Below are 25,012 nucleotides of genomic sequence, written 5' to 3'. Positions count from 1 at the left end.
GTCTCGATCGGGGCGGTCCGAACGGTCCCCGGAACGACGAAGAGGGACGACCGGGCCCTCGCTCCGGTCGTCCCTCACCCCAGGTAGAGGGGCTTGCGCGCCGTTCGTGACGCGCGTCCCCGAACTTTTTTCGCCGGCCGTGATTGGAGCCGTTCCGACACGGGTAGCGCTCGCTGATCACCCACGTGAACCGATCTCGACACGCCTGTCGCATTGCGTAGTCATCCGATCACGGAAATGGCGTGGATCGGCCACAGCGGAGGCCCGGTGCCCCGACAGCACCGGACCTCCACCGATCCCCCGGTCGCACGGGCCCCTGTTCCCGCGCGCCCGCCCCGCCCGGCCCTGATCCCCCGACGAGGACCGGGCGGGTCGTCCTCTACGCCTCCGCCATCCCCGCGACCACGGAGTTGCGCGCGGCCCTGCGCGCCGGCAGCGCCGCCGCGGCCACCGCCGCGATCACCGCCAGCCCGAGCATCACGCCGATCTGCGCGAACGGCACCGAGAAGCTGACCTTCAGCTCCGGGTTGGACAGCGCCTCGACGAGCAGCCACCCGAACCCGGCCCCGAGCAGCACCCCGACCACGGCGCCGATCAGCGCCATCAGGATCGACTCGACCACCAGCATCTGCCGCAGCTGACCGCGGGTGAGCCCGAGGGCCCGCAGCAGAGCCGACTCGCGGGTCCGTTCGAGCACCGACAACGTCAGCGTGTTCGCGATGCCGAACAGGGCGATGACCAGCGCCAGGCCGACGAGGGCCCAGATGAACAGCAGGATCTGGTCGAGCTGCGCGTTCAGCTCCGCCTTGGTCTCGGCGGCGGAGTTGAGCACCGCCACCGGCGAGGTGGAGATGACGCGTTCGAGATCGGTCCTGGCGGTCGCGATGTCGGTGCCGGGAGCCAGCTTGACCAGCAGCTTCTCGTAGCCCTTCGGCGCTTCCCTGGACAGCGCGGTGGCCGCCGGGAGCGTCACGATGCCGGTGCCGTAGGTGTTGTCCTTGATCAGCGCGGCGACCTTGAAGGTCTTGCCGCCGAGCTCCAGCGACGAGCCGACGGACAGGCCGGACTCCTTGGCCTCCTTCTCGCGCATCGCGATCTCGTCGTCCTTCAGCGCGGTCAACGGGCCGGTGGTCGTCTCGGCCCGGATCAGCGAGCCGATCGCGTCGGACGGGTACCCGGTCACGTAGGCGTACCTGAGCCTGAGCTGCGGCGACTCGGTGGACGCGCTGAGCTCCGGCGCGATCTTCGCGACGTTGTGGACCTTCGCCAGCTCGTCGGCGAACTTCTGGGTCAGCGGCTGGCTGTAGACGTTCGAGCTGACCTCGTAGTCGGCCGGGAAGCGGTCGTCGACCTTCTGGTTCATCGTCTCGCGGGCGCTGCCGGCCACGACGGTCACCATCGCCACGACGGTCACGCCGATCATCAACGCCGCGGTGGTGGCGGCGGTGCGTTTGGGGTTGCGGCCCGCGTTGGCCGAGGCGAGCTTCGCCGGGACACCGCGCAGCGCCTTGCCGAACAGGCGGTTCACCAGCGGCACGTACAGCGGGCCGAGGAGCAGCACCGCGAGCAGCAGCACCATCGTGCCGCCGCCGGTGATGAACAGCGCGGCCTCTTCCTCCTGCTTCATGCCGAGGACGACCGCGGCGACGCCGGCCAGGGCGATGAGCGCGGCGACGACGATCCGGACCTTGCCGGTGCGGGCCACGTCGTCGTGGCTGTCCGGCTGCGAGCGCAGGGCCGCCACGGGAGCCACGCGGGTCGCGCGGCGGGCCGGCAGCACGGCCGACAGCACCGTCACCACGACACCGACGCCGAAGCCGGCGACGATCGTCGTCCACGTGAGCGGCAGGCGGATCTCGACGTCGCCGCCGCCGTCGGGGCCGCCGACCGAGCCGACGAGCATCTGCAGGCCGGCCGAGACGCCGAACCCGCCGAGGATGCCCAGCACGGACGCCGCGAGGCCCATGAAGACCGCTTCGGCCAGCACGCTGCGGAACACCTGGCCGCGTTCCGCGCCGACGCAGCGCAGCAGCGCGAGCTCCTTCGTGCGCTGGGCGACGAGGATCGTGAAGGTGTTGTAGATGACCATGCCCGCGACGACGAGCGAGATCGCGGCGAACGCGAGCAGAAACGACTTGATCTCGCCGGCGGCGTCACCGACCTGCTCCAGCGTCGCCTTGGTGAGCTCCTCACCGGTCTGCACCTGGTAGCCGGAGCCGACGACGGCCCTGATCCTGTCCGCGAGCTGCTGCTGGGACACGCCGGGACCCGCGACCGCGACGATCTCGTAGATGCGCTGGTCCGGGATCAACGCGCGGATGCCCTCCGGCGAGACGATCACGTGGTCGCTGCCGGACATCGAGATGCTGCTCGCGCCCTGCTGATAGGTACCGACGATCGTGTACGCGTGCTCGGCGTTCTCCTTGTCGAGCAGCGTGAGCTTGTCGCCGACCTTGAGCTTCGCGATCTGCGCGGTCTTGGTGTCGACGGCGATCTCGTCGGCCTTGCCGGGGAACCGGCCGTCCTGGAGGTTGAAGTCGCGCAGCTTCTCGGTCGTCGGCAGCGGCTGGACCAGCGCGTTGCGCGCCTTGCCGTCGCCGCCGAGCAGGGCCGCGCTGCCGAACTCGCGCGAGTCGGCGCCCTCGACGCCCTGCGTGGAGCGGATCTTGCCCAGGAGATCGGCCGGAATGCCGGTGTCCTGGCGCTCGCGGTTGTTCTCGTCGAGGTGCACGGCCGCGTCGACGTTGCGTGCGCTGCGGGCGAAGTTGTCCCTGGTCTGGGCCTCGACGGCGTCACCGAGCACGAGCGTGCCGGTGACGAACGCGACGCCGAGCGCGATGGCGATGCTGGACAGCACCAGCCGCGCCGTGCGGGCGCGCAGGCCCGCGAGGATGGTCTTCAGCATCGGTAGCTCACGCCCCCAGGTGCGTGAGGGCGTTGACGACGGACTCGGTGGTGGGCTGGTGGATCTCGCCCGCGAGCCGGCCGTCGGCGAGCAGCACCACGCGGTCCGCGTAGCTCGCGGCCACCGGGTCGTGCGTCACCATGATCACGGTCTGGCCGAGCTTGCGGACGGACATGCGCAGGAAGTCGAGGACCTCGGCCCCGCTGCGGGAGTCCAGGTTGCCGGTCGGCTCGTCGGCGAAGATGACCTCGGGACGGGCGACGAGCGCGCGGGCGCAGGCCACGCGCTGCTGCTGGCCGCCGGACAGCTCGGTCGGGCGGTGCGTGAGGCGGTCGCGCAGGCCGAGGACGTCGACGATCGTGTCGAACCACTGCTTGTCGGGCTTGCGGCCGGCGAGCTCCAGGCCCAGCAGGATGTTCTGCTCGGCGGTCAGCGTCGGCAGCAGGTTGAAGGCCTGGAACACGAAGCCGACGCGGTCGCGGCGCAGCTTGGTCAGGTCCTTGTCACCGAGCTTGGTGATCTCCGTCTGTCCGATGTGGATCGCACCGCCGTCCACGGTGTCCAGTCCCGCGAGGCAGTGCATCAGCGTGGACTTGCCGGAGCCGGAGGGACCCATGATCGCGGTGAACCGGCCGGCCTGGAAGGCCACGTCGATGCCGTCGAGCGCCCGCACGGCGGTGTCGCCCTTGCCGTAGACCTTCACCAGGTTGTGGGCCGCCGCCGCGGTCCGGGTCCCGACCTCGGACACCAGTGCAGACATGTCGCTTGCCTTCCTCACAGGGGTTCTAGCTCGATGAGGAAGAAGCTATGAGGAGCCTGAGTGCGCGGTCATCAACTCCGCGACCCGTTGCGCATCAGCCTGAGGTATGACAACCGGGACTACTCCAGCAGACCCCGGTCGTACGCGATCGCCACGGCCTCCGCGCGCCGCGACGCGCCCAGCTTGGCCATGATCCGGGACAGGTGCACGGAGACGGTCTTCTCGCTGATGTAGAGCTCCTCGCCGACCTCGCGGTTCGTCCGCCCGGAGGCCACCAGGCCGAGCACGTCGCGTTCGCGCGGGGTGAAGAGGTCGACCTGCTCACGGGCCACCGGTTCGTCGGCCTTGAGCGTGATCCGGGCGCGTTTGGCGCACGCCGCCACGGCCTCGGCGAGCGGACCGGCCTGCAGCCTCGTCGCCACCTCGTCGACCAGCTTCAGCTGCTCCGCGGCCTCGTCGCGGCGTTCGGCCCCGAGCAACGCCTCCGCGCACCGCCAGCGGCACCACGCCTGCTCGTAGACGAGCCCGTAGGCGAACCCGTCGACCGCGGCCTGCCACAGCTCCGGGTCACCGGCACCGGTCAGCCTGGACTCCTCCGCGACCGCACGGGCGAGCCACGCCCGTCCCTCCGGCCCGAGCGAGGTGCTGCGCGGCACACCGTTCTTCGCGGTGAGCCGGACGTGCTCGGCCATCTTCCTGCCCGCCTCGACGGCCTTCTCCTCGGCTTCGGCGTCCCGCTTTCGGCGCGCCTTGGCCGCGATGTCGGCGTACCCGGCGACCCCGATCGCGCCGATCCGGATGTCCGCGAGCGACCACGGCCCGCCGAGCTTCTTGGTCCACTCCACGGCGTCCGCGACCCGTTCGACCGCGAGCTCGGGACGGCCGCGCCACAACGCGAGCTCGCCGCCGGTGCCGCCGGTGATCAGCGCGATCTGGATGTCGCGGTGCCAGTCGTTGCGCAGTTTGGTGATCATGCGCTCGGACTCGGCCAGGTCGCCGCGCGAGACCGTGAGGTGCGTGCCGGCGGCGGCGAGCCGGGCGAGGACCGTGGAGGACACGGACGTGCCGGGCGGTTCGCTCGCCCACTCCGCGTACGACCAGTCGCCGAGGTAGTAGTGCACGAGCACCTGGAGGATGCGGATCTCCACGCCGTACGTGCTCCACGTGAGACCGGTCTCCTGGGCGCGGTCGCCCGCCTCCTTGAACACGCGCGCGGCCTCGGCGAGCTCGCCCGCGTCGTAGTACATCAGGCCGAAGTAGTACCAGGCCCGCAGCTCGGTGTTGACCGCACCGACCTCGCGGGCGCTCTCGATCGCGTGCTCGAAGTTCGTGCGCGCCTCGTCGTGACGGCCAGCGTAGTCGCCGAGGAGACCGAGCGTGCCGAGCGCGTCCGCCACCGCGCCGGGAGCCCGCGCGGCCCGACCGTCCGCGATGGCCTTCTCGGCGAACTCCCCTGCCGCCGTGTGCCGCCTTTGCTGGCGCAGCAACGAAGCCATGCCCGCCAGCACACGGGCGCGGGTGGGACTGGCGTCGCGGTCGCGCACCAGCTCCCACGCCCCGGTCATCACCTCGTGGTGCTCCCGGTCGTTGCCGTCGAGCGTCGACAACGCCTGGGCGAGCCGCAGCAGCACCTCGGCGGCGTCCTCGGGAGGCTGTCCGTCGAGCGCTTTCTTGGCGCTGCGGCCGAAAGCGACCGCGCGTTCCGGCTGGCCGGCCGTGCCCGCGACCCAGGACGCGCGCCGCAACAGCACCGCCTCGTCCACATCGGACGGACGGTCCGCCTCCGGTACGGCGGTCCACAGGTTGAGGGCCTTCTCCAGGTACCGCAACGACTCCGCGGGCGCACCGGCCCGTTCGGCCTCCTTGGCGGCCTTGATCGAGGCCTGCAACGCCTGCGGCAGGTCGTGGCTCTGGAACGCGTGGTGCGCCAGCGCCGCCGCGGCACCGCGCTCGTCCAGGTGCTGAGCCAGGTGGTGGGCATAGCCGGCGTGCAGCCGGACCCGTTCGCCGGGCAGCAGGTCGCCGTAGACGGCCTCGCGCACCAGGGCGTGGCGGAACGCGTAGACCTCGTCGTCCTCCACGACGAGCAGGTGGTGCTGGACCAGCTCGCGCAACGCCGTGTCGAACGCGATGTCCGTCATGCCGCAGACCTCGCGCAGCCGGTAGTGCCGCACGCGCCGGCCGCGGACGGAGGCGACCCGCACGACGTGCTGCGCCTCGGGACTCAGTCGTTCGACGCGGCTCAGCAGCACGTCGGCGAGCGCGGACGGCAGCGACCTGTCGTCGCACGTGGCGACCGCGATCAGTTCCTCGGCGAAGAACGCGTTGCCCTCGGAGCGTTCCGCGACCTGGCGCACGACGTCGGCCGGGAGGTCGTCGGACAGCTCCTCGACGAACCTGCGGGCGTCCGCGGCGTTGAACGGCGTGAGGTCCAGGCGGTCGACGGCGGGGAGCCGGACCAGCTCGGACAGCAAGGGGCGCAACGGATGGCTGCGGTGCAGGTCGTCCGCGCGGTAGGTGCCGACGACGAGCAGGCGCTGGGAACGCAGGCGGGACAACAGGAACGACAGCAGGTAGCGGGTGGAGGCGTCCGCCCAGTGCAGGTCCTCCACGACGAGCAGCACGCGCCGGCGTTCGGAGAGGTCGCCGAGCAGCCCGAGCACCGCGTCGAACAGCTGGAGCTGACCGACGTCCTGCTCCGGCCGCCGCCCGGGGATGAGGCTCGGCGCGATCATGCTCTCGGTGCCGGGCTCGCGTTCGGCGGGCAGCGCGAGCTTGGGCAGCAGCATCGCGAGCGCGGGCCGGTTCGCCGTGTTCCCCAGCGCGCTCAACGCCTCCGCGAACGGCAGGTACGGCAGCCCGGTCTCGCCGGCGTCGAGGCACCGTCCCGTGAGGACCAGCGTGTCCTCGGCGCCGGCGGCCAGCTCGTCGACCAGCCGGGTCTTGCCGACCCCGGCGTCACCCGCGAGCAGCACCGCCCCGGCGTTGCCCTCACCCGCCTGCGCCAACGCGGCGCGCAACCGGCCCAGCTCCCGGTCGCGCGCGACCAACGGGATTCCGGAACCGAGGCGCGCCACGAGTGGCATGCTCGCACACGTCATGCCCCGACGCCGCCGTGTTTCCGCGAGGTGCGGTGGATCACCCGCCGCAGCCACGACGGGCCGGTGCCGTGGGACCGCTGCCAGTTGCACCGGGCGTTGCCGCGCCGGTACTCGATTTCCGCCTTGATCGCCTCAGGGGTCCATTCCGTCATGACGACGAGGGTCGTCCTGAGGCCGGGCCGGAGGCATCGGGCGATCACGCAGACCCCGGCGGCGAACCCCTTACCCGGCCGGCGACCCCTTACGCCACGGTCACCGCGCGCGTCCTGGCCAGCCGGGCCCGCACGCCGTCCGCCTCCGGTGCTCCCAGCTCGGTGAACAACGCCAGCGCCCGCTGCCAGTGCGCCACCGCGCCCGGAGCGCCGAGCTGGTCGAACACCGCCGCCAGCCGGTCGTGCGCCAGCGCCTGGTGGTAGGGCGAGACGGCGTCCGAGGCCACCGCCAGCGCCGTCCGCGCCGACGAGAGCGCTCCCTCGGTGTCGCGCGTCTCCAGCAACGCCGTGGAGATGTCGACGTGGCACGCCGCCTCGCCGCACTGCTCACCGACCTCGTGGTACATCTTCAGCGCCACCCGCAGCCACGGCATCGCGTCGTCGAACCGCTGCGTCGCCAGGTAGAGCAGGCCCAGGTGGTGGTGCGCGTTGGCCTCGGCCCACTTCGACCCGGCGATCCGCGAGACCTCCATCGCCTCGCGGTAGTGCGCCTCGGACTCCTCGGCGCGGCCCAGGTCCAGCAGGGTGCCGGCGACCGTGGTCAGTGCGCGGGCCTGCTGGTGCACGTCCTCCTTGCGGCGAGCCGTTTCCAACGCGCCGCGCTGCGCCTCCAGAGCCTCCTCGAAGCGTTCGAACTGCAGCAGTGCGACGCCGAGGTTGAACTGCATCACGAACCGCGCGTCGTCGTCGTTCAGCGCGATCGCGGCCTGCAGCGCGGCTTCCGTGATGCGCAAGGAGGTCTCGCGCTCGGTGCGCAGCCAGAGGTAGCGCGACAGCGTGTACGGCAGCTGCCAGGCGTGGACGTGCCAGCCGGCGGCAGCGGCGTGTTCGGTCACGGCGATCAGGTTCGCGCGCTCGGCGTCGAACCACGCCATCGCGTCCGCGGCACCGGACAGCGTGGGCACGTGCACAGGCCGGTGTTCCGGCGCGACCAGGACGCTGCCGCGGTTGATCGGCAGCATGCCGTCCGCGAGGTCCGCGCAGTGCAGGTAGTAGTCGAGCATCCGGCCCGTGGCGGCCCGGCGTTCCGGTTCGGACAGCTCGCCGGCCAGGGTCTTGGTGTAGACGCGGACCATGTCGTGGGCCACGTGCCGGCCGGGTTCGCTGACGGACAGCAGGTTCGCGGCGGTCAGCGCGTCCAGCGCGCGTTGCGCCTCCACCAGCGCCACGTCGCCCATCGCCGCCACCACGAACGCGGTCAGGTCCGCTCCGGGGTGCAGGCCGACGATCGCCAGCAACCGCGAGGGCAGCGCGGGTAAGGCACGGCGGGAGGCGTCCAGGGCGGCGCGCACGGTGCCCTCGCCGTCCTCCAGGCCCAGGGCCGCCAACCGGCCGTGCTCGTCCTGCAACTCCTCGACCAGCTCGGCGACGGCGAGCTTCGGCGCCACGGCAAGCCGGGCCGCGGCGATGCGCAACGCCAGCGGCAGGCCGTCGCAGAGCGCCGCGAGCTGCCGCAGTGCGTCGGACTCCATGCCGGACCGGCGGGCGATGCGGCCCAGCACGTCGACGGCGGCGTCCGGGTCGAGCATGTCCAGCTCGACCAGCTTCGCCTCGACCTGCGCGACCAGCCCGACCAGCCGGCGCCGCGACGTCACCACGACGCACGACGGCGCGCCCGGCAGCAGCGGCAGCAGCTCGGCCGAGCTGCGGACGTTGTCGAGCATCACGAGCATGCGGCGGTCGGCCAGCAGCGTCCGCAGCAGGGCGGAGCGCTCGTCGACGGAGACCGGCGTGTCCCCGGCCGGGACGCCGAGCGCGCGCAGGAACCGGTTGAGCACCTCGCCGATCTCCAGCGGTTCCCGGTTCGGGTCGTAGCCGTGCACGTCGACGTAGAGCTGGCCGTCCGGGAAGTCCTCGCGCACGCGGTGCGCCCAGTGCAGCGCCAGCGCCGTCTTGCCGACGCCCGCCGGACCCGTCACGAGCAGCACCGGGCCGTCGTGGTCGCGCAGCACGGCGTCCATGGCCGCGAGCTCGGGGTCCCTGCCGACCAGCGCGACCGGCGCCCGCGGCAGCTGGGCCGGGATCGTCACCGGGACGGGCTCTGGCGCCTGCGGGGCCACGCGCACCGGCGCGCGTTCCGGCTCGGGACTGTCCCCCGCCAGCACGGCCTGGTGCACGCGGCGCAGCTCGGGCCCCGGCTCGACGCCGAGCTCCTCGATCAGCACGCGCCGCGCCTCCCGGTAGGCGGCCAGTGCCTCGGCCTGGCGGCCCGCCTGGACCAGCGCCCGCATCAGCAGGCCGTGGCCGCGTTCGCGCAGCGGGTGCTCGACGACCACCGTGCCGAGCTGCGAGACCAGCTCCGGTCCCTGCCCGATCGCGAGGCCGAGCTCGGCGCGTTCCTCGAGCACCGCGAGCCGCCGTTCGACGAGACGGCCGCGTTCGACGTCGGCGTGCAGGCCGGAGACACCGCCCAGCGGCTCGGCGCGGAACAACGCCAGCGCGTCGTCCAGCTCGACCGCGGCTCCGGCCAGGTCCCCGGCGGCGCGCATGCGGTTCGCGAGCAGGACTTGACGTTCGAAGACGTCGAGGTCGAGCGCGCCGGGCTCGACGCGCATCAGGTAGCCGTCGCCCACGGACGTCAGCAGCTCGGCGGGAGCGCGGCGGGCGCGGGCCGGTTCGAGCGCCCGGCGCAGTCCGGCCACATAGGTCTGGACCAAATTCACGGCACTGGAGGGGACGTTGTCGCCCCAGACGGCCTCGATGATCTGCCCGCGGCTCACCGGGGTGTTGCGGGCCAGCAGCAGGACCGCGAGCACGGCGCGTTGCTTCGCCGCCCCGAGATCGACGTCCTGACCTGCGCGAACGACTCGGAGAAGGCCGAGAACCTCGTACCTGAGGGGTTCCTCGCCGTGCGTCACCGATCTGTCCTTCGCCTGGTGGCCACCTGGAGCTTGAAGATCACTTCAGTCGGGCTCCAGTCGTGCTGTAGAAGCCATTCTTACGCTTAGCGTGTCCAACCAACCACAGACGGCGAGATCAACGGAAACCGGTGATCGAACAGTCGACGGGAGTTGGACCGGACAGCGGAACACCCGCTGCTCCCCATGATCGACGTGGGGCGGCCGGCGTGCAAGGGGCATCCAGCCCGCGGCGGCGGAACGCCGGCCGGCCCACGTCCCCCTTCCAACCCCCTTGGAACGGGCAACGCCCCGGCTGGGTCATCCAGCCGGGGCGTTGCTCTGCACCTGTCGATCAGCTGACGAAAGAGCCGGTCTTCGCGGCGGCGAGGAAGGTCTCCCACCCTCCGGCGCCTAACCTCAGCCGACCGCCTTCCGCGTTCTTGCTGTCACGGACCGCCGCTCCGGGCCCGACGAGCGCGATCTCCACGCAGTCGGGTCCGCTGGCGGACGAACGGCTGCTCTTGCGCCAACGCAAGCTTTCCACTCTGTGCTCACTCCTGGTCTCGACTCACGCGAGGGTGCGAGCGACTTCGGTGATCAGGGAAGCAGATCCCGCCGGGGGCAGGGCGGTTGTCACCAGACGCTCGAACACCTCGGCGTACCAACTGACGTCACCCGGCTGCTCCAGGTAGACGCCGCTTCTGGTGCTCTCGATGTAGACCACGTCGGGGTCGAGCTGCTCCGGGAAGCTCAGGATGACGAACGGCCCGTCCATCGCAGCGTAACCACCGGCGTCGAACGGCACGACCTGCACCGTGACGTTCGGCATCGCACCGGCTTGGAGCAGACGCGCCATCTGCGCACGCATCACCCCGGTGCCGCCGACGAGCCTGCGCAGGGCCGCCTCGTCGATGACGACGTGCAGGCGCAACGGGTCGTCCTCGCTCAGCAAGGCTTGCCGTGCCTTGCGCAACCGGACGCGCCGGTCGATCTCCGCGGCGCTCGCGTCCGGCAGCACCTGCGAGATCAGCGACCTCGTGTACGCCTCGCACTGCAGCAGTCCGGGGATCATCAGGCCCTGGTAGGCCCTGATGGAGTCCGCGTCGGCCTCGTACCCCACGTAACGACCGGGCACGATGTCGCCGAACTCGTCCCACCACCCCTTGCGGCGGGCTTCCCTGGCCAGCTGGACCAGTTCATCCAGGGTGGCGGAGTCCGCACCGTAGGCGGTGAGCATGTCCCGCACGTCCCGCGGGCTCACCCCCACACGCCCCGTCTCGATGCGGCTGATCTTGGAGGCGGAGCACTCCAGGCGCTCTCCGACCTCCTCGATCGTCAGCTCGGCCGCCTCGCGCAGTCGCCGGAGCTCGCTCACGAGCCGCCTCTTGCGCACGGTCGGGCTGCTACCCCGTGGCATCCACACCTCCTGGTCGCTCTCAGTTTGAAAGCAAAGGAGCGAACCGCAAAGGGACGTCATCCATTCGTGTACTGCAACTTGCAGTTCTCATGAGGAGGGGGACAGGCTGCATGGGTTGCTCACGCTAGGACTGGAGCTCTGAGCCTGATGGCCGTCACGGTGTTCAGCCAACTGGACAAGTCGCTGCACTCCCACCTGGCCACGCTCACCGATCTGGCCCAGCGCGGTGACGACCAGACCGCCCTCGTGCTCGCCAGGGTTGAGCTGCCGAGGGTGGTCGCGGTGGTGAAGGCGCTGCTGGACGAGCACCAGCCCGACGAGCACGGCAGGTGCGCGACGTGCAAGCGCGGCTGGCTCTCCCGCCGGGTGCCGGCACCGTGCCGCGCCTACCTCTCGGCGCAGCTGATCCTGACCGTGGTCGGCCAGGAGACTTCGCACGGCAAGCACCTGCGCCCGGTGGGCTGAATCCGCGGAACCCGATAGTTCCTCGGAACTCGTCACGACCTGGGCCGGCTCCGCACCCCCCGACCGGAGCCGGCCCTCCTTCGTCGTCACCAGCTGTGACGTCTGCGAGCGAAGATCAACACGGTTGGCTGAAACATCTGTCACAGCACCGTTTTCGCCGTCATCATGGTCGTGACGCGGCCTGATCCCGACCCCTCGATGCCTGTGCCGACACGGAGGTGTTCCCGTGCCGACCCCGCATGACCGCGCCGACGCGCTCGAAGCCGTCCGGCCGCGCCGAATGCTGCCCTTAGAGCGCCTGCCTTAGCGCGCCCGCAGCGCGCGACCTCGTCTCGCTCCCCTCCCCGCCCTGTGCGTCTCGTCGCGCAGGGCCATGCCGCCGTTCCAGGAAAGGGAAACGACTGCCGTGAACCACCTCCAGAGGTCCAACGCCGGTGACCACACCCCGCACGGTCCCCCGGTGATCCTCAAGAACGACCTGCCCGCGAGCCTCGTGCTGTTCCTGATCTCGATCCCGCTGTCGCTCGGCATCGCGCACGCGACCGGCGCGCCGTTGATGGCCGGGATCATCTCCGCGGTCATCGGCGGGGTGGTCGTGGGCGCGATCAGCGGCGCGCCGTTGCAGATCAGCGGGCCGGGGACCGGGCTCGTGGTGATCGTGGCGAGTCTCGTGGCGCAGTTCGGGTGGGCGGCCACCGCGGCGATCACGCTGGCGGCGGGCGCGCTGCAGATCGCGCTGGGGCTCACCGGGATCAGCCGGCTGGTGATGTCGCTGTCCCCCGCCGTCGTGCACGGCATGCTCGCGGGCATCGGCGTGTCCATCGCGGTCGGGCAGCTCGTGGTGGTGCTGGGCGGCACGGCGGCGCCGACCGTGCCGGGCAACATCGCCCTGCTGCCGGGTGAGCTGCTGGACTTCCGGGTGGGCTCCGTCGTCGCCGGGGTCGTGGCGATCGCCGTTCTGCTGCTGTGGCCCCGTGTTCCGCGCGCCTCGGTGATCCCCGCCCCGCTCGTCGCGGTGGCGGCGGCGACCGCGCTGGCGTTCGCGTTCCGCCTCGACGTCTCCCGCGTCGACCTGCCGGACAGCCACGCGCTGGTGTTCCCGGAGATGCCGCGGGGCAGCGTCGGCACGGTGCTGACGGCCGTCGTGACGGTCGCGCTGGTGGCGAGCATGGAGTCGTTGCTGTCGGCGGTCGCCACGGACCGGCTGCACGACGGGCCGCGCGCCCGGCTGGACAAGGAGCTCGTCGCGCAGGGCACCGGCAACGTGCTCGCGGGCGCGCTCGGCGGGTTCCCGATCAGCGGTGGTCTCGCGCGGAGCTCCACGAACGTCGCCGCGGGCGCGAAGACCCGGTACGCGGCGGTGTTCCAGGGCGTGTGGATCGCGGTGGCGGTGCTGGCGTTCGCGCCCGCCCTGGAGCTGATCCCGCTGTCCGCGCTCGCGGGCGTGCTGTTCGTGGTCGGGTTGAAGCTGGTGTCGGTCAGCAGGATGAGGAACCTGCTGCAGCACCGGGAGTTCCTCGTCTACGCGGCGACGGCGCTCGGCGTCGTCCTCTTCGGACTCCTCGAGGGCGTGGTGGCCGGTCTGGTCGTCGCCCTGCTGCGCGCGCTGTACCGGTTGACGCACTGCTCGGTGCGCGTCGAGGGCGACCGGGTGTGCGTGCGCGGGTCGCTGGTGTTCCTCGGCGTCGGCCGGCTCGTGCGGGAGCTGCGGCGGATGCCGGCGGGGCGGACCGTGGTGCTGGAGCTGCACATCGACTACCTCGACCACGCGTCGTACGAGGCGATCAACGACTGGCGTGAGAACTACGAGCGCACGGGTGGTTCGGTGCGGGTCGACGAGGTGCACGACACCTGGTACGACCGGGCGAGCCAGGGGAAACCGGGAGGCCGCAAGACGTTGCCGGGCCCGCTGCCCCGGTGGTTCGCGCCGTGGTCGCACTGGCAGGGCGCTCCGGACGCGGTGACGCTGCCCGCGCAACGGTCGTCCGTCGAGCAGTCGTCCGACCCGATGCTGCTGGGAATGCACGAGTTCGAGCGCAGGTCGGCGCCCTTGGTGCGGCCGTTCCTGCACGAGCTGGCGGTGCGCGGGCAACGTCCCCAGCAGCTGTTCATCACGTGCGCGGACTCGCGCGTGGTGCCGAACCTGATCACCACGTCCGGGCCGGGTGACCTGTTCTGCGTGCGCAACATCGGCAACCTGGTGCCGATGGCGTCCGCCGACGACAGGTCGGTCGGGGCGGCGGTCGAGTACGCCGTGGAGATCCTGAACGTCAGCACGATCGTCGTGTGTGGACACTCGGACTGCGGCGCGATGAAGGCGCTGGTGCAGGGGTCCGCGTCGCGCGGGTCGCACCTGCACTCGTGGCTGCGCAACGCCGAGCCGTCGCTGATCCGGTTCCACGCGCCGACGTCGCCCGGCTGCGCGGACCTGCCGGTGGCCGACCGCCTCGCGGTCGCGAACGTCGCGCAGCAGCTCGACAACCTGCTCGGTTTCCCGAGCGTGCGCGAGGCGATCGCGGCGGGCACGCTGACGTTGAAGGGCATGTACTTCGACATCTCGAACGCCCGCGTCTACCTGGTCGACCCGGACCGCAACGGGCTGGAGCCCGTGCCGTCACCGGCCTAGAAAACGCTGGGGCCGCCCCGGTTTCCCGAGGCGGCCCCAGTTCCGTTCACCGATCTAGCAGGTGCCGATCCAGGAGCACTCCACGTCGAAGCGCTCCTTCGCCGGAACGTCGGCGCGTTCCTGCGCGGGGACCTTGCGCTGCTGCGGCACCGACTGGACCTGCGGCTGCTGCGCAACCTGGGTCCCGCCGTCGGAGGCGAGCCGCACCGCGACCCTGTCCTCGATGGACTTCGGGCTGTTGAACAGCAGCACGTTGTTCTGCACGATCGAGAACACGAGATCACGTCCCGCCGCCGTGCGCACGTAGCCGGACAGGGCCGACACGCCGCTGAGCGAGCCGGTCTTGGCCTTCACGTTGCCCGCGGCCGGGGTGTTCTTCATGCGGTTGACGAGCGTGCCGTCGACACCGGCCACCGGCAGGGTCGCCTGCCAGGTGGAGAACCACGGCTTCGTCTTCGCCTTGATGAGGATCGACGCCAGCGCGTCCGGCGAGAACTGGTCCAGCCGGGACATGCCGGAGCCGTCGAAGACCTCGACCCCGTTCGGGTCGACGCCGAGACCGGACCACTTGGTGCTCAGCTGGTTGACCCCGTTGGTGAACGACCTGCCCGCCGACTTCACGAGCACCTCGGCCAGCATGTTGTTGCTGTCCTTCATCAACGGCGTGAGCAGCTGGCCCAGCGTCTGCGACTGGTCCGACGCGAGCACCGCGGCACCGGCCGGGGCCGCCGCCCTGCGCACGTCGCCGGTGAACTCGATCCCGTTGTCCCGCAACGCGTTGCGGAACACGGACGAGACCAGCGCGGTCGGGTCCTTCACCGACGCCAGCGCCACCGTCTCGACGTTCGTCGACCCGCTGACCCTGATCACGTTCGTGCCGTGGTCGCGCTCGACGCTCACACCACCGCTGCCGGTGGTCGCCGTGCTGACCACGTGGACGACGTCGTTCTCCGGCTCGGACGTGGCGATGACCGGGGCACCCGCCGCGGCGCCCGGCTTGACCCGCACGAGCACCGTGCCGGCGCTGAACTTCGCGTCCGGCGACAGCGTCAGCGCGGAGGTCTCCGCGTTGTAGGAGAACGGCTCGTCGTCCCACGCCCAGCCCGAACCGTAGGGCTGGGCGTCGAACGCGGTGCCGTCGAGGACCAGCGAACCGCTGATCTTCGTGACACCGCTGTTCTTCAGCGTCGTCGCCAACGCCGCGTACCTCGACCTGCTCATCGTCGGGTCGCCGGTGCCGCGCAGGACGAGGTCGCCCTGCAACGTCGATCCGTTGCGCGTGCCCGAGGACAGCAGCTCGGTCTTCCACTTGTAGTCGGTGCCGAGCAGGTCGAGCGCCGACGTCGTCGTGAGCAGCTTCATGTTCGAAGCGATCTGCTGACGACGCGAGCTCGTCCTGGTGTAGACGACATCGCCCGTGTTCGCGTCCCGGACGACCAGGCCGACGTCCGCGCCGTTCAGCGCGGGGTCGGCGAGGATCGTGTCGAGATCCGCGGTCAGGGCCTCGTTGTCGACGGCCACCGCGCCGCCGCTGGACGTCAGGGTCAACCCTGCCGCCGCAGCGACGACCACCCCCAGAACCTTTAATTTCACGCTTCCACCTCAGACCTGTCGCCTGACCACAAAGTGTGGAAGCTACCGGTCTTGTCGGTGCGCCTGTACGTGTGTGCGCCGAAGAAGTCGCGCTGCCCCTGCACGAGGGCGGCAGGCAGTCGCTCCGAACGGAGGCCGTCGTAGTAGGCCAAAGCGGACACGAAACCCGGCGTTGGGACGCCGGACTCCACCGCACGGACTACCACCCTGCGCCAAGCGGCCTCCGCGTTCTGCACGGCGTCGCGGAAGTACTCGTCCACCAAAAGAGACGCCAGATCCGCGTTCGTGTCGTATGCCTCACGAATGCGGTTGAGGAACTGGGCGCGAATGATGCAGCCGCCGCGCCAGATCGTCGCCATCGCGCCGAGGTCGATGTTCCAGTCGAAGTTCTTCGACGCTTCCCTGATCATGTCGAAGCCCTGCGCGTACGCGACGACCTTCGACGCGTAGAGCGCCTGGCGCACGTCGTCGACCAGTTCGACGTCCGGCTTCGCGACGACCTCGCTGGCACCGAACGCGGCGCGCACGGCCTTGCGCTGCTCGACGTGCCCGCTCAGGCTGCGCGCGAACACGGCCTCGGCGATACCGGTGACCGGCACGCCCAGTTCCAGCGCCTCCTGCACGGTCCAGCGGCCGGTGCCCTTCTGCTCCGCGGCGTCCTCGATCACGTGCACGAGCGGCGTGCCGTCGGCGTCGACGTGCTTGAGCACCTCGGCGGTGATCTCGACCAGGTACGACTCCAGGTCGCCCGAGTTCCACTGCGTGAAGACCTCGGAGATCTCCGCCGGCGACTGCCCGCCGATGCGGCTCAGCAGGTCGTACGCCTCGGCGATCAGCTGCATGTCGGCGTACTCGATGCCGTTGTGCACCATCTTCACGAAGTGCCCGGCGCCGTCCGGCCCCACGTGCACGCAGCACGGCTGACCGTCCACCTTGGCGGCGATCTCCTCGAACACCGGACCGACGTGCTCGTAGGACTCCGCGGGCCCACCGGGCATGATGCTGGGCCCGTTGAGCGCGCCCTCCTCGCCACCGGAGATGCCGGCGCCGACGAACAGCAGCCCCTTCTCCTTCAGCGCGGCCTCACGCCGGCGCGTGTCGTTGAAGTGCGCGTTGCCGCCGTCGATGACCATGTCGCCCGGCTCGAGGATCCCGCTCAGCTCGTCGATGACGGCGTCGGTCGGGCCACCCGCCTTGACCATGATGATGATCTGGCGCGGCGTCTGCAGGCTGTCGACCAGGTCCTGCAGCGTCTCGGCGCCGACGAAGTCGCCCTCGTGGCCGTGCTCCTCGAGCAGGGCCTTCATCTTCGCGGGCGTCCGGTTGTGCACGGCGACTTTGAAGCCGTGCCGCGCGAGGTTGCGCGCGAGGTTGCTGCCCATGGTGGCAAGACCGGTGACCGCGATACGTGCTTTGCCTTCCGTCATGCGCACAGCCTGCCGTGTTCTCCGCCTTTGCGCGAGACGTCACAGGGTGTTCTCAGACTCCGTTTTGCCAGGTGAACCGCGTCACGTGCCCGTACGTATGGCTAGGCGTAAGTTGGCTTCATGACCGAATTCACGAGCGTGGGACGCTCGGCGACCGACCGTGCCTCCAGGTACGGATCGCAGCTGGTGAAGCACTTCACGCACAAGGACCTCGAAGGGTCCTGGGAGGACGATCGCGGGTTCGTCCGCTTCTCGGGCGGCCTGGCGGAGTTCGAGGCGGCACCGGACGCGTTGATCATGCGCGTGGTGGCCTCGTCCGAGGAGGACACAGCCCGTCTGCGCGACGTCGTGGAACGCCACCTCGTCCGCTTCGGCACCCGCGACGAGCTCTCGGTCACCTGGGACTCAGGTAGCGAGAACTGACGCCGCCAGCCCGATGAGAGCGGTCCCGCACGTTCTCTCGAACACCGTCCGCGTCCTCGGCCTGCTCAGCAGGTTCCCGAGCTGACGCGCCGACGGCACGACGACCGCCCAGAACGCCGCGAACACGCCGACCGTGACCGCGCTCAGCAGCGCCGCCTGCGGGAGGGGCGCGGCGTTCGGGTCCATCGCCTGCGGGATGAGGCTCAGGAACGTGAGCATCACCTTGGGGTTCAACAGATCGCACAACAACCCGCGCAGGAACGCGTGGCGCTGCCGCGGCTGCTCGTGCACGGGCTTGCTGGCCGACCTGATGGTCTGGAACCCGATGTAGGCCAGGTACCCCGCCCCGACCGCCTTGACCGCGAACAACGCCGTGGGCGCCGCCGCCACGAGCGCCGACAGCCCGACCGTCGCCAGCGTCGCGTGAACCAGCAGCCCGGTCATCACCCCGAGGGCCGCCTCGACACCCTTCTTCGTGCTCTTGGCGGCGTTGCTCATGATCAGCACGAAGTCCGGCCCCGGCACGATCATGATGACCAGGAGGGCGACCAGGAACGACGTCCACGCGATGTGCATGTCGCCGATCCTTTTCCGTCGTTCGCCTGTGTTCCAGCAGGTCAGTACGATGTTCGGTTATGCGCGAACAAGCCGAACTGGATTCGGTCGACTGGCACATCCTGGAGGAGTTGCAGAACGACGCCACCCTGCCGAACCGCACCCTGGCCGAGGTGGTCGGCCTCGCGCCCTCGTCGTGCCTGCAACGGGTGCGGCGGCTGCGCGACCTCGGCGTGATCACCGGGTGCCACGCGGTCGTGGACCCCGCGTTGACCGGGCTGCCGTTGGAGGCGGTGATCTCGGTGAACGTGCGTCCGCACACCCGTGTCGTGGTGGCCGGCTTTCGGGCGTTCGTGATGGCGCAGCCGGAGACTCGGTCGATCTTCCACGTCTCGGGGCAGGCGGATTTCCTGATCCACATCGCGGTGGCTGATTCGACGCACCTGCAGGCGTTCTTGATGGACAAGATCGCTTCGCGGACGGAGGTGCGGAACTTGACGTCTTCGGTGGTGTTGGAGCGGGTGGAGACTCGGGCTTTGACGCCGCCTTCGAACCTGCGGCCTGCGCACCGCCGCCGGAAGGTTTAGCGCCGGCGAGTCAGCGCGTCGAGGTCGAACGTCAGCGGGGCAGGCCGAGTCAGCTGCACCTCGCCCACACAGTCCCCGACGAGCTTGTAAATGCCGTCCACGAGTTCGAACGCCGTGAGGCTGATCGGGTCTCCGAGCTCCACCAGCCAGTAGTGCGCTATTCCCGCTTCGGCGTACTCCTTGGGTTTGGTGACGCTGTCGACGCGCCCCGACTCCTCGGACATGATCTCGACCACCAGCACCACGTCCTCAGCGGCGAACCGCGTGACGTCGTCGCGAAATGCCCGGCTCGACGCCACCACCACGTCAGGCTTACGCATCAATGGGCAGCCCCTGTCCGCGAGCACCACGTCGAACGAGTGCACTACGTCGAGCTCAGAGGGCAGCTGCCCGTCAAGTTGATGCGTGAACGCCATAAGCGCGCGTTGGTGGTGTGGCGTGCGCGGCGGCATCTCCACGAGAACACCGTGGACGAGTTCGTACCGCCTGCATTCGTCCTCGGCCATCGCGTCGTAAGCGTCCAGCGTCGTGATCACACCCGATCATCGACGCGCCCCGGTTCCGCCTTGATCACTCACATCGGGGTTCGAACGCTTAAGCGAACTCAGACCTCATCGGGTGAAGGTTTGATCACCCGGATCAACCCCTCCTGCACCACAGTCGCCACCAAAGCCCCGTCCTGCGTGAAGAACCGCCCGGTGGCCAACCCCCGATTCCCAGAGGCAGAAGGCGACGAGGTGTCGTACAACAACCACTCATCAGCCCGAAAAGCCCGGTGGAACCACATCGCGTGGTCCAACGAAGCCCCCAGAACCTTGTCCAGCCCCCAATAAACCCCGTGCCGGGCCAAAACCCCGTCCAGCAAGGTCATGTCCGACGCGTAGGTCATGACACAAAGCTGCAACATCGGATCGTCCGGCAGCTTGCCGTCCGCCTTCATCCACACCCGCGACGCGGCCTTGCCAGGACCGTCCTCACGCGACTCCCACGGCGGCTCCGTCACGTACCGCACGTCGATCGGGCGCGGGAACTTCAGGTTCACCAGCGGGTAGGTCGCGGCGGACTCCTGCCACGTCGGCAGCGACTCGGGGTCCGGCACGGAAGGCATCTCCGAGGTGTGCTCGACGCCCTGCTCCTTGATCTGGAACGACGCCGACAGCGAGAAGATCGCCTTGCCGTGCTGCACGGCCACGACGCGGCGCGTGGTGAACGAGCGGCCGTCGCGGATGCGGTCCACCTCGTACACGATCGGCACGCGCGGGTCGCCGGGGCGGATGAAGTACGAGTGCAGCGAGTGCACGCGGCGTTCGACCGGCACAGTGCGGCCCGCGGCCACCAGGGCCTGGCCGGCCACCTGGCCGCCGAACACGCGCACCGGCGACTCGGCCGGGGAGACGCCGCGGAAGATGTTCTCCTCGATGCGTTCCAGGTCGAGCAACGCGACCAGGTCGTCCACTGCGGATTGCCCGCTCAGCCCGGACGGGTGCGAAGCGGCGGCTCGGGCGGCCTCAGTCACGGCAGAACTCTCCTAGCGGAACGGACACGGCGACGGCCCCGCGTCCTCACACGAACAGTATGAGGGCGTGGGGCCGTCGGGCTGACTGAGAGGCCGACCACTTACGCGTGGTCGTCCTCCCCCAGCCTGTGCACGCGGATGAGGTTCGTCGACCCGATCGTGCCGGGAGGCGAACCGGCGACGACGACCATGAGGTCGCCCGCGGAGTAGCGGCCGATCTCGATCATGGCCACGTCGACCTGGCGGACCATCTCGTCGGTGGACTCCACCTTCGGGACCAGGAACGTCTCGGTGCCCCACGTCAGCGACAGCTGCGAGCGGACCGACGGCTCCGGCGTGAACGCCAGCAGTGGCAGGTGCGTGTGCAGGCGGGCGAGACGGCGGACCGTGTCGCCGGACTGCGTGAACGCGACCAGCGCCTTGGCGTTGAGGCGCTCGCCGATGTCGCGGGCCGCGTACGAGATCACGCCGCGCTTGGTGCGCGGGACGTGCGTCAGCGGCGGCACGACGACCGACTCGGTCTCGACGGCCTCGATGATGCGGCCCATGGTCTGCACGGACTCGATGGCGTACCGGCCGACCGAGGTCTCGCCGGACAGCATCAGGGCGTCCGCGCCGTCCAGCACCGCGTTCGCGACGTCGGACGTCTCGGCGCGGGTCGGGCGGGAGTTCGTGATCATCGAGTCGAGCATCTGGGTCGCGACGATGACCGGCTTCGCGTTCTCGCGGGCGATCTGGATCGCGCGCTTCTGCACGAGCGGCACGTGCTCCAGCGGGAGCTCCACGCCCAGGTCACCGCGGGCGACCATGACGCCGTCGAAGGCGAGCACGATGGCCTCGAGGTTGTCGACGGCCTCCGGCTTCTCGATCTTCGCGATCACCGGGAGGCGGCGGCTGCCCGAGCGGTCCATGACCTGGTGGACCAGGTCGATGTCCGCCGGGGAGCGCACGAACGACAGGGCGATGAAGTCCACGCCCAGCGAGAGCGCGAACTCGAGGTCCTCGATGTCCTTCTCCGACAGCGCCGGCACGGAGACGTCCATGCCGGGCAGCGAGAGGCCCTTGTTGTTGCTGACGGGTCCGCCCTCGGTGACCTCGCAGACGACGTCGGAACCCTCGACGTCGACGACCACGAGGCCGACCTTGCCGTCGTCGACGAGCAGGCGGTCGCCGACCTTGGCGTCCTTCGCGAGCTCCTTGTACGTCGTCGACACGCGGTCGTGCGTGCCCTCGACGTCCTCGACGGTGACGCGGACGACGTCGCCGGTGTTCCAGTCGACCGGACCCGCGGCGAAGCGGCCGAGGCGGATCTTGGGGCCCTGGAGGTCGGCGAGGATGCCCACGGCGCGGCCGGACTCGTCGGCTGCCGCGCGGACCATGTCGTAAACCTGCTTGTGGTCGGCATGGCTGCCGTGGCTGAAGTTCATCCTGGCCACGTCCATACCGGCCGCTACCAGGTCGCGGACCTTGTCCGGCGTGCCAGTGGCGGGACCGAGGGTACAGACGATCTTTGCGCGTCGACTCACGTCTAGAGAGAGTAGACCTGGTTCCTGGACCGATCCCGAACTACCCATCAGTAATGTTTTGACAATGGGACGAGTCCTTCCGTTCGTGATCGCGGCGTTGCTCAGTGTCGTCGTGCTGTTCACCCCCGAGTCAGGCGTGCCGAGCTCCCCACCTGGTACGGACAAGGTGGTGCACACCGCGCTGTTCGCGTTGCTCGCCTTCACGGGCCTCTACGCGAGGCTTCGTCACATTCTGGTCGCGCTCGTCGTCTATGCGGGCGTCTCGGAGGTCCTGCAGGCGCTGATCACGCCGTTGCACCGGAGTGGGGACGTGCTCGACGCCCTGGTGGACGTGCTGGGCATCGGCCTGGGCTGGGCTATCTACGCGGCTGTTCGCTCACGCCGACGTGGTCCTCGCACCACGCGTTGAAGTCCCGCAGCTGCCGCCACGACCTGCGCACCCGGTCCAGGCACTCCGGCTCGTGCAGTGCGTCGTCCGGCTCCCACACCTTCCGCACGTAGATCGACCGGTGCTTCAGCAGGTCGAGGTGCGGGTGGTCGTCGGCGAACCCGCGCGGCTTCGACTTCATCACGTCGCCGGCCAGCGTCCAGCCCTGCTTGACGAGCTTGTCCACGATCTTGCGCAGCAGCACGCCGTGGGCGCCGACCGAGGCGCGGTAGCGCGCCAGCTGGTCGGAGGCCATGTGGAACGAGCCGCCGCCGGTCATCAACCCCTCGGGACTGAGCTGCACGTAGTACGCGCCGCCGCCGCGGCCCTTCTCGATGACCGCGCCGCAGTGGTCCTTGTACGGCGTCTTGTCCTTGGCGAACCGCACGTCGCGGTACGGCCGGAACACCTTGCCCTCGCCGAACTCCTTCTCCAGCGCGAGCAGCAGGGCCTCCATCGGTGCCCGCACGTCGCGTTGGTAGGTCTCCTTGTTGTCGTCCCAGTACGCCTTCGTGTTGTCGAGGACGAGTCCGTCGTAGAAGTCGATGGCGTACTCGCCAAAACCGCTGAACGTCACCGAGTCAGCCTAGGCCGACCGCCCAAACGCGTGAAAATTCGTTTGAGGACACACAAGCGGGGCCATAATCCGGTGAATGCCACGCCGTATCAACGCGCTCGCGACCTGGCTCCTCCAACTCGGTCCGGACGAGGTGGCCACCGTCCTGACGCACCGCCGTGACGTGGCTGACCGGTTCCTACGCACGTTGAAGGACCTGGCGACCCAGCTGACCGACTCCGACTCCGTGCACGCCGCCGAGGACACGCTCGACCAGGGCGCTCTCGACGTGCTCGCCGTGATCGTCGCGCAGGGCAACTCCGGCACCATCGACACGGTCTGCACCGAGCTGCGGTGCGCGGTCGACGACTTCGAACGGGCCTTCGGGCAGCTCAAGGACCGCGCGCTGGCGTGGCCGGACGGGCCGCGGCTGGTCGCGGTGAACTCGGTGCGGGCGAGCGGGACGCACGGCCGGCTGACGGTGCGGCCGAGGACCCCGCGCACGCGCAGGGCGTTGGAGATCTCGCCGATCGTGCCCGCGATGTCCACTGTGGACGGAGTGGCGCGGCTGCTGGCGCACTGCGAGCAGGACACGTTCGACGCCCGCTACACCGGTGGCGTGGCGACCGTGGAGATCCGGCGGGTGGCCAAGGCGTTGCGGGTCACCGACGGGACGCTGCGGCTGTGGCTCGAGCTCGGGGTCGAGGCGCAGCTGCTGGGGGTGGACCGGTCGCGCCTGTTACCCACCGGGCGCGGTGACGAGTGGCTCGGCTCGCAGCCCGGCCGCCGGCTCGCCGCGCTCGTCGAGGCCTGGCAGCGGATGGACTGGCGGCCGGAACCGGACCAGGCACGGGCCGCGTTGCGCGACTACACCGGCGCCGCGGGGCTCGAGCTGCGGCGCGGCACCCTCGAACGGTTCTCGGCGCACGAGGCGTTCGCCGACCTGGGCGAGCTGGTGGACGACCTCGTCTGGGAACGTCCGGCCGTGCACGACCCGCGCGCGACGGCGGCGGTGATCGGCGAGATGGAGTCGCTGGCACTGGTGGCGGGTGGCGCGCTGACCGGGCTCGGCGTCGCGGTGCTGGAGGGTGGCGACGTCGAGTCGGCAGCCGCGGCGCTGATGCCGGCGGCGACGGAGAAGGCGGCGTTCCAGACGGACATGACGGCCGTGGTGAACGGCCTGCCGTCGCCGGAGCTGAGCGCGACGCTGAACCTGGTGGCGGACCTGGAGGACAACGACGCCGCCCGCGTGTGGCGGATGTCGCCGGGGTCGGTGCGGCGGGCGCTCGACACCGGGCTGTCCGCCGAGGCGGTGCTCGTGAAGCTGGCGGCGGTGTCGGAGGCCCCGCTGCCGCAGGCGGTCGGCTACCAGGTGCGGGACGTGGCGCGGCGGCACGGGCACCTGACGGTCACGGACGTGCGGAGCTGCGTGCGGGCGGCGGACTCCGCCCTGCTGCAGGAGATCTCGAAGTCGCGGAAGCTGACGGCGCTGAAGCTGCGGTTCCTCGCGCCGACGGTGTTGGCGTCGGACCGGCCGATGGCGGAGACGCTGGAAGCGTTGCGGCGCGCCGGGTACGCGCCGACCGGGGTGGACGGCGGCGACCAGTCCATTGTGGAACGGATCGAGAAGCCGCGGGCGCCGGCCAGGGGTGAGCGCCGGCCGGAGCGGTGGTGGCGGACCGACCTCGACGACGTGGAGCTGGCGCAGCTCGCGATCCGGCTGGTGGAGCAGGAACGGCCGAGCGTCGGGCGGGGGACGCCGCGGGCCGGCGCGGCGCGGATGCTGCGCGACCAGAACGTCTTCCTGCGCGACGAGGAGGTCGTGCTGCTGGCGTCGGCGCTGGTGGACGGCAGCAGCGTCGAGATCCTCTACGCGAGCGGGCCGCGCAGGACCGAGACGCACGTGGTCGTGCCGACCAAGCACCTCGAGGGCGTGCTGAGCGTGGCGTGCGCGGACGGCACGAGCAGGGAGTTCGACATCGGCCACGTCCGCGAGGTCGCCCTGCCCCGCTGAGCGAGGCCCGGTGAACAGCTGGTGAAGTCCCGCGACCCCCGGTGATCACGTGCTGATACTGG

Annotated in this window: 20 protein-coding genes; 6 read left to right on the top strand and 14 right to left on the bottom strand. The window is 70.3% G+C overall.

Features of this window, described 5'->3' with window-relative positions; genetic code table 11:
- Positions 1-379 precede the first annotated feature (379 nt).
- The 7 genes from ACFWV3_RS11490 to ACFWV3_RS11460 all read right to left on the bottom strand — a co-directional run bounded on the left by ACFWV3_RS11490 (position 380) and on the right by ACFWV3_RS11460 (position 11,235).
- A complete protein-coding gene (locus ACFWV3_RS11490; protein WP_382410858.1) occupies positions 380-2,905 on the bottom strand; it encodes an ABC transporter permease in 2,526 nt (841 codons plus the stop codon).
- A 7-nt stretch (positions 2,906-2,912) separates the two neighbouring features.
- Positions 2,913-3,665 carry an ABC transporter ATP-binding protein gene (locus tag ACFWV3_RS11485; protein ID WP_382410856.1) on the bottom strand — a complete coding sequence of 251 codons (753 nt, stop codon included), beginning with the start codon at positions 3,663-3,665 and terminating at the stop codon, positions 2,913-2,915.
- Positions 3,666-3,784: 119 nt separating this feature from the next.
- Positions 3,785-6,751: a helix-turn-helix transcriptional regulator gene (locus ACFWV3_RS11480; protein WP_382410854.1), complete on the bottom strand. Its 2,967-nt coding sequence runs from the start codon at positions 6,749-6,751 to the stop codon at positions 3,785-3,787.
- 11 nt (positions 6,752-6,762) lie between these two features.
- A complete protein-coding gene (locus tag ACFWV3_RS11475; RefSeq protein WP_382410852.1) occupies positions 6,763-6,918 on the bottom strand; it encodes a hypothetical protein in 156 nt (51 codons plus the stop codon).
- Between the two features lie 89 nt (positions 6,919-7,007).
- Complete coding sequence (locus tag ACFWV3_RS11470) at positions 7,008-9,836, bottom strand: BTAD domain-containing putative transcriptional regulator (protein WP_382410850.1); 2,829 nt, start codon at positions 9,834-9,836, stop codon at positions 7,008-7,010.
- A gap of 334 nt (positions 9,837-10,170) precedes the next feature.
- Complete coding sequence (locus tag ACFWV3_RS11465) at positions 10,171-10,362, bottom strand: DUF397 domain-containing protein (protein ID WP_382410848.1); 192 nt, start codon at positions 10,360-10,362, stop codon at positions 10,171-10,173.
- 24 nt (positions 10,363-10,386) lie between these two features.
- Positions 10,387-11,235, bottom strand: a complete 849-nt coding sequence (locus ACFWV3_RS11460) for a helix-turn-helix domain-containing protein (RefSeq protein WP_382410846.1) — start codon at positions 11,233-11,235, stop codon at positions 10,387-10,389.
- Positions 11,236-11,382: 147 nt separating this feature from the next.
- Here ACFWV3_RS11460 and ACFWV3_RS11455 point away from each other — a divergent pair, with 147 nt between their 5' ends.
- Positions 11,383-11,700, top strand: coding sequence for a hypothetical protein (locus ACFWV3_RS11455; RefSeq protein WP_382410844.1), 318 nt, complete (start codon positions 11,383-11,385; stop codon positions 11,698-11,700).
- Between the two features lie 406 nt (positions 11,701-12,106).
- Positions 12,107-14,326 carry a SulP family inorganic anion transporter gene (locus tag ACFWV3_RS11450; RefSeq protein ID WP_382410842.1) on the top strand — a complete coding sequence of 740 codons (2,220 nt, stop codon included), beginning with the start codon at positions 12,107-12,109 and terminating at the stop codon, positions 14,324-14,326.
- Between the two features lie 54 nt (positions 14,327-14,380).
- On the opposite strand, the gene dacB is transcribed toward ACFWV3_RS11450, so the two are convergent.
- Together dacB and gndA are read right to left on the bottom strand one after the other, a co-directional pair.
- The gene (gene dacB / locus ACFWV3_RS11445; RefSeq protein WP_382410840.1) at positions 14,381-15,898 is read right to left on the bottom strand and encodes a D-alanyl-D-alanine carboxypeptidase/D-alanyl-D-alanine-endopeptidase; all 1,518 of its coding nucleotides are present in this window, start codon (positions 15,896-15,898) and stop codon (positions 14,381-14,383) included.
- A gap of 17 nt (positions 15,899-15,915) precedes the next feature.
- Positions 15,916-17,346 (bottom strand): NADP-dependent phosphogluconate dehydrogenase, encoded by a 1,431-nt coding sequence (gene gndA / locus ACFWV3_RS11440; RefSeq protein ID WP_382410838.1) that lies wholly within the window; start codon positions 17,344-17,346, stop codon positions 15,916-15,918.
- 120 nt (positions 17,347-17,466) lie between these two features.
- On the opposite strand from gndA, the gene ACFWV3_RS11435 reads away from it, so the two are divergent.
- On the top strand, positions 17,467-17,769 hold the full coding sequence (locus tag ACFWV3_RS11435) for a DUF2218 domain-containing protein (protein ID WP_382410836.1): 303 nt from the start codon (positions 17,467-17,469) through the stop codon (positions 17,767-17,769).
- Here ACFWV3_RS11435 and ACFWV3_RS11430 read toward each other — a convergent pair.
- Positions 17,752-18,345 (bottom strand): LysE family translocator, encoded by a 594-nt coding sequence (locus ACFWV3_RS11430; RefSeq protein WP_382410834.1) that lies wholly within the window; start codon positions 18,343-18,345, stop codon positions 17,752-17,754. The two genes, ACFWV3_RS11435 and ACFWV3_RS11430, sit on opposite strands and share 18 nt — an antisense overlap.
- Positions 18,346-18,404: 59 nt before the next feature.
- Between ACFWV3_RS11430 and ACFWV3_RS11425 the strand changes: the two genes are divergently transcribed.
- Positions 18,405-18,911: an Lrp/AsnC family transcriptional regulator gene (locus ACFWV3_RS11425; protein WP_382410832.1), complete on the top strand. Its 507-nt coding sequence runs from the start codon at positions 18,405-18,407 to the stop codon at positions 18,909-18,911.
- On the opposite strand, the gene ACFWV3_RS11420 is transcribed toward ACFWV3_RS11425, so the two are convergent.
- The 3 genes from ACFWV3_RS11420 to pyk all read right to left on the bottom strand — a co-directional run bounded on the left by ACFWV3_RS11420 (position 18,908) and on the right by pyk (position 21,953).
- Positions 18,908-19,447, bottom strand: coding sequence for a Uma2 family endonuclease (locus tag ACFWV3_RS11420; protein WP_382410830.1), 540 nt, complete (start codon positions 19,445-19,447; stop codon positions 18,908-18,910). The genes ACFWV3_RS11425 and ACFWV3_RS11420 overlap by 4 nt on opposite strands.
- A gap of 68 nt (positions 19,448-19,515) precedes the next feature.
- Entirely contained in the window at positions 19,516-20,427 is a 912-nt protein-coding gene (gene tesB, locus ACFWV3_RS11415) for an acyl-CoA thioesterase II (protein ID WP_382410828.1), read from the bottom strand.
- A gap of 101 nt (positions 20,428-20,528) precedes the next feature.
- Positions 20,529-21,953, bottom strand: coding sequence for a pyruvate kinase (gene pyk / locus ACFWV3_RS11410; protein WP_382410826.1), 1,425 nt, complete (start codon positions 21,951-21,953; stop codon positions 20,529-20,531).
- A 64-nt stretch (positions 21,954-22,017) separates the two neighbouring features.
- On the opposite strand from pyk, the gene ACFWV3_RS11405 reads away from it, so the two are divergent.
- Complete coding sequence (locus ACFWV3_RS11405; protein ID WP_382410824.1) at positions 22,018-22,362, top strand: VanZ family protein; 345 nt, start codon at positions 22,018-22,020, stop codon at positions 22,360-22,362.
- Here ACFWV3_RS11405 and ACFWV3_RS11400 read toward each other — a convergent pair.
- Positions 22,310-22,957, bottom strand: a complete 648-nt coding sequence (locus ACFWV3_RS11400; protein WP_382410822.1) for a DUF2461 domain-containing protein — start codon at positions 22,955-22,957, stop codon at positions 22,310-22,312. The genes ACFWV3_RS11405 and ACFWV3_RS11400 overlap by 53 nt on opposite strands.
- Positions 22,958-23,033: 76 nt before the next feature.
- Between ACFWV3_RS11400 and ACFWV3_RS11395 the strand changes: the two genes are divergently transcribed.
- Positions 23,034-24,950 carry a helicase-associated domain-containing protein gene (locus ACFWV3_RS11395; protein ID WP_382410820.1) on the top strand — a complete coding sequence of 639 codons (1,917 nt, stop codon included), beginning with the start codon at positions 23,034-23,036 and terminating at the stop codon, positions 24,948-24,950.
- Positions 24,951-25,012 lie beyond the last annotated feature (62 nt).

It is taken from the genome of Lentzea sp. NPDC059081, assembly GCF_042738015.1.
In the GTDB taxonomy this organism is placed as follows: domain Bacteria; phylum Actinomycetota; class Actinomycetes; order Mycobacteriales; family Pseudonocardiaceae; genus Lentzea.
This window is presented reverse-complemented; position numbering and strand designations above follow the sequence as displayed.

Bases quoted from the DNA above. Each gene is read 5' to 3' on its own strand.
- ACFWV3_RS11405 (WP_382410824.1), top strand. From the start codon at position 22,018: ATGGGACGAGTCCTTCCGTTCGTGATCGCGGCGTTGCTCAGTGTCGTC.
- ACFWV3_RS11480 (WP_382410854.1), bottom strand. From the start codon at position 6,751: ATGCCACTCGTGGCGCGCCTCGGTTCCGGAATCCCGTTGGTCGCGCGC.
- ACFWV3_RS11475 (WP_382410852.1), bottom strand. From the start codon at position 6,918: ATGACGGAATGGACCCCTGAGGCGATCAAGGCGGAAATCGAGTACCGG.
- ACFWV3_RS11460 (WP_382410846.1), bottom strand. From the start codon at position 11,235: ATGCCACGGGGTAGCAGCCCGACCGTGCGCAAGAGGCGGCTCGTGAGC.
- ACFWV3_RS11430 (WP_382410834.1), bottom strand. From the start codon at position 18,345: ATGCACATCGCGTGGACGTCGTTCCTGGTCGCCCTCCTGGTCATCATG.
- ACFWV3_RS11455 (WP_382410844.1), top strand. From the start codon at position 11,383: ATGGCCGTCACGGTGTTCAGCCAACTGGACAAGTCGCTGCACTCCCAC.
- ACFWV3_RS11425 (WP_382410832.1), top strand. From the start codon at position 18,405: ATGCGCGAACAAGCCGAACTGGATTCGGTCGACTGGCACATCCTGGAG.
- ACFWV3_RS11435 (WP_382410836.1), top strand. From the start codon at position 17,467: ATGACCGAATTCACGAGCGTGGGACGCTCGGCGACCGACCGTGCCTCC.
- ACFWV3_RS11395 (WP_382410820.1), top strand. From the start codon at position 23,034: ATGCCACGCCGTATCAACGCGCTCGCGACCTGGCTCCTCCAACTCGGT.
- gndA (WP_382410838.1), bottom strand. From the start codon at position 17,346: ATGACGGAAGGCAAAGCACGTATCGCGGTCACCGGTCTTGCCACCATG.
- ACFWV3_RS11490 (WP_382410858.1), bottom strand. From the start codon at position 2,905: ATGCTGAAGACCATCCTCGCGGGCCTGCGCGCCCGCACGGCGCGGCTG.
- ACFWV3_RS11485 (WP_382410856.1), bottom strand. From the start codon at position 3,665: ATGTCTGCACTGGTGTCCGAGGTCGGGACCCGGACCGCGGCGGCGGCC.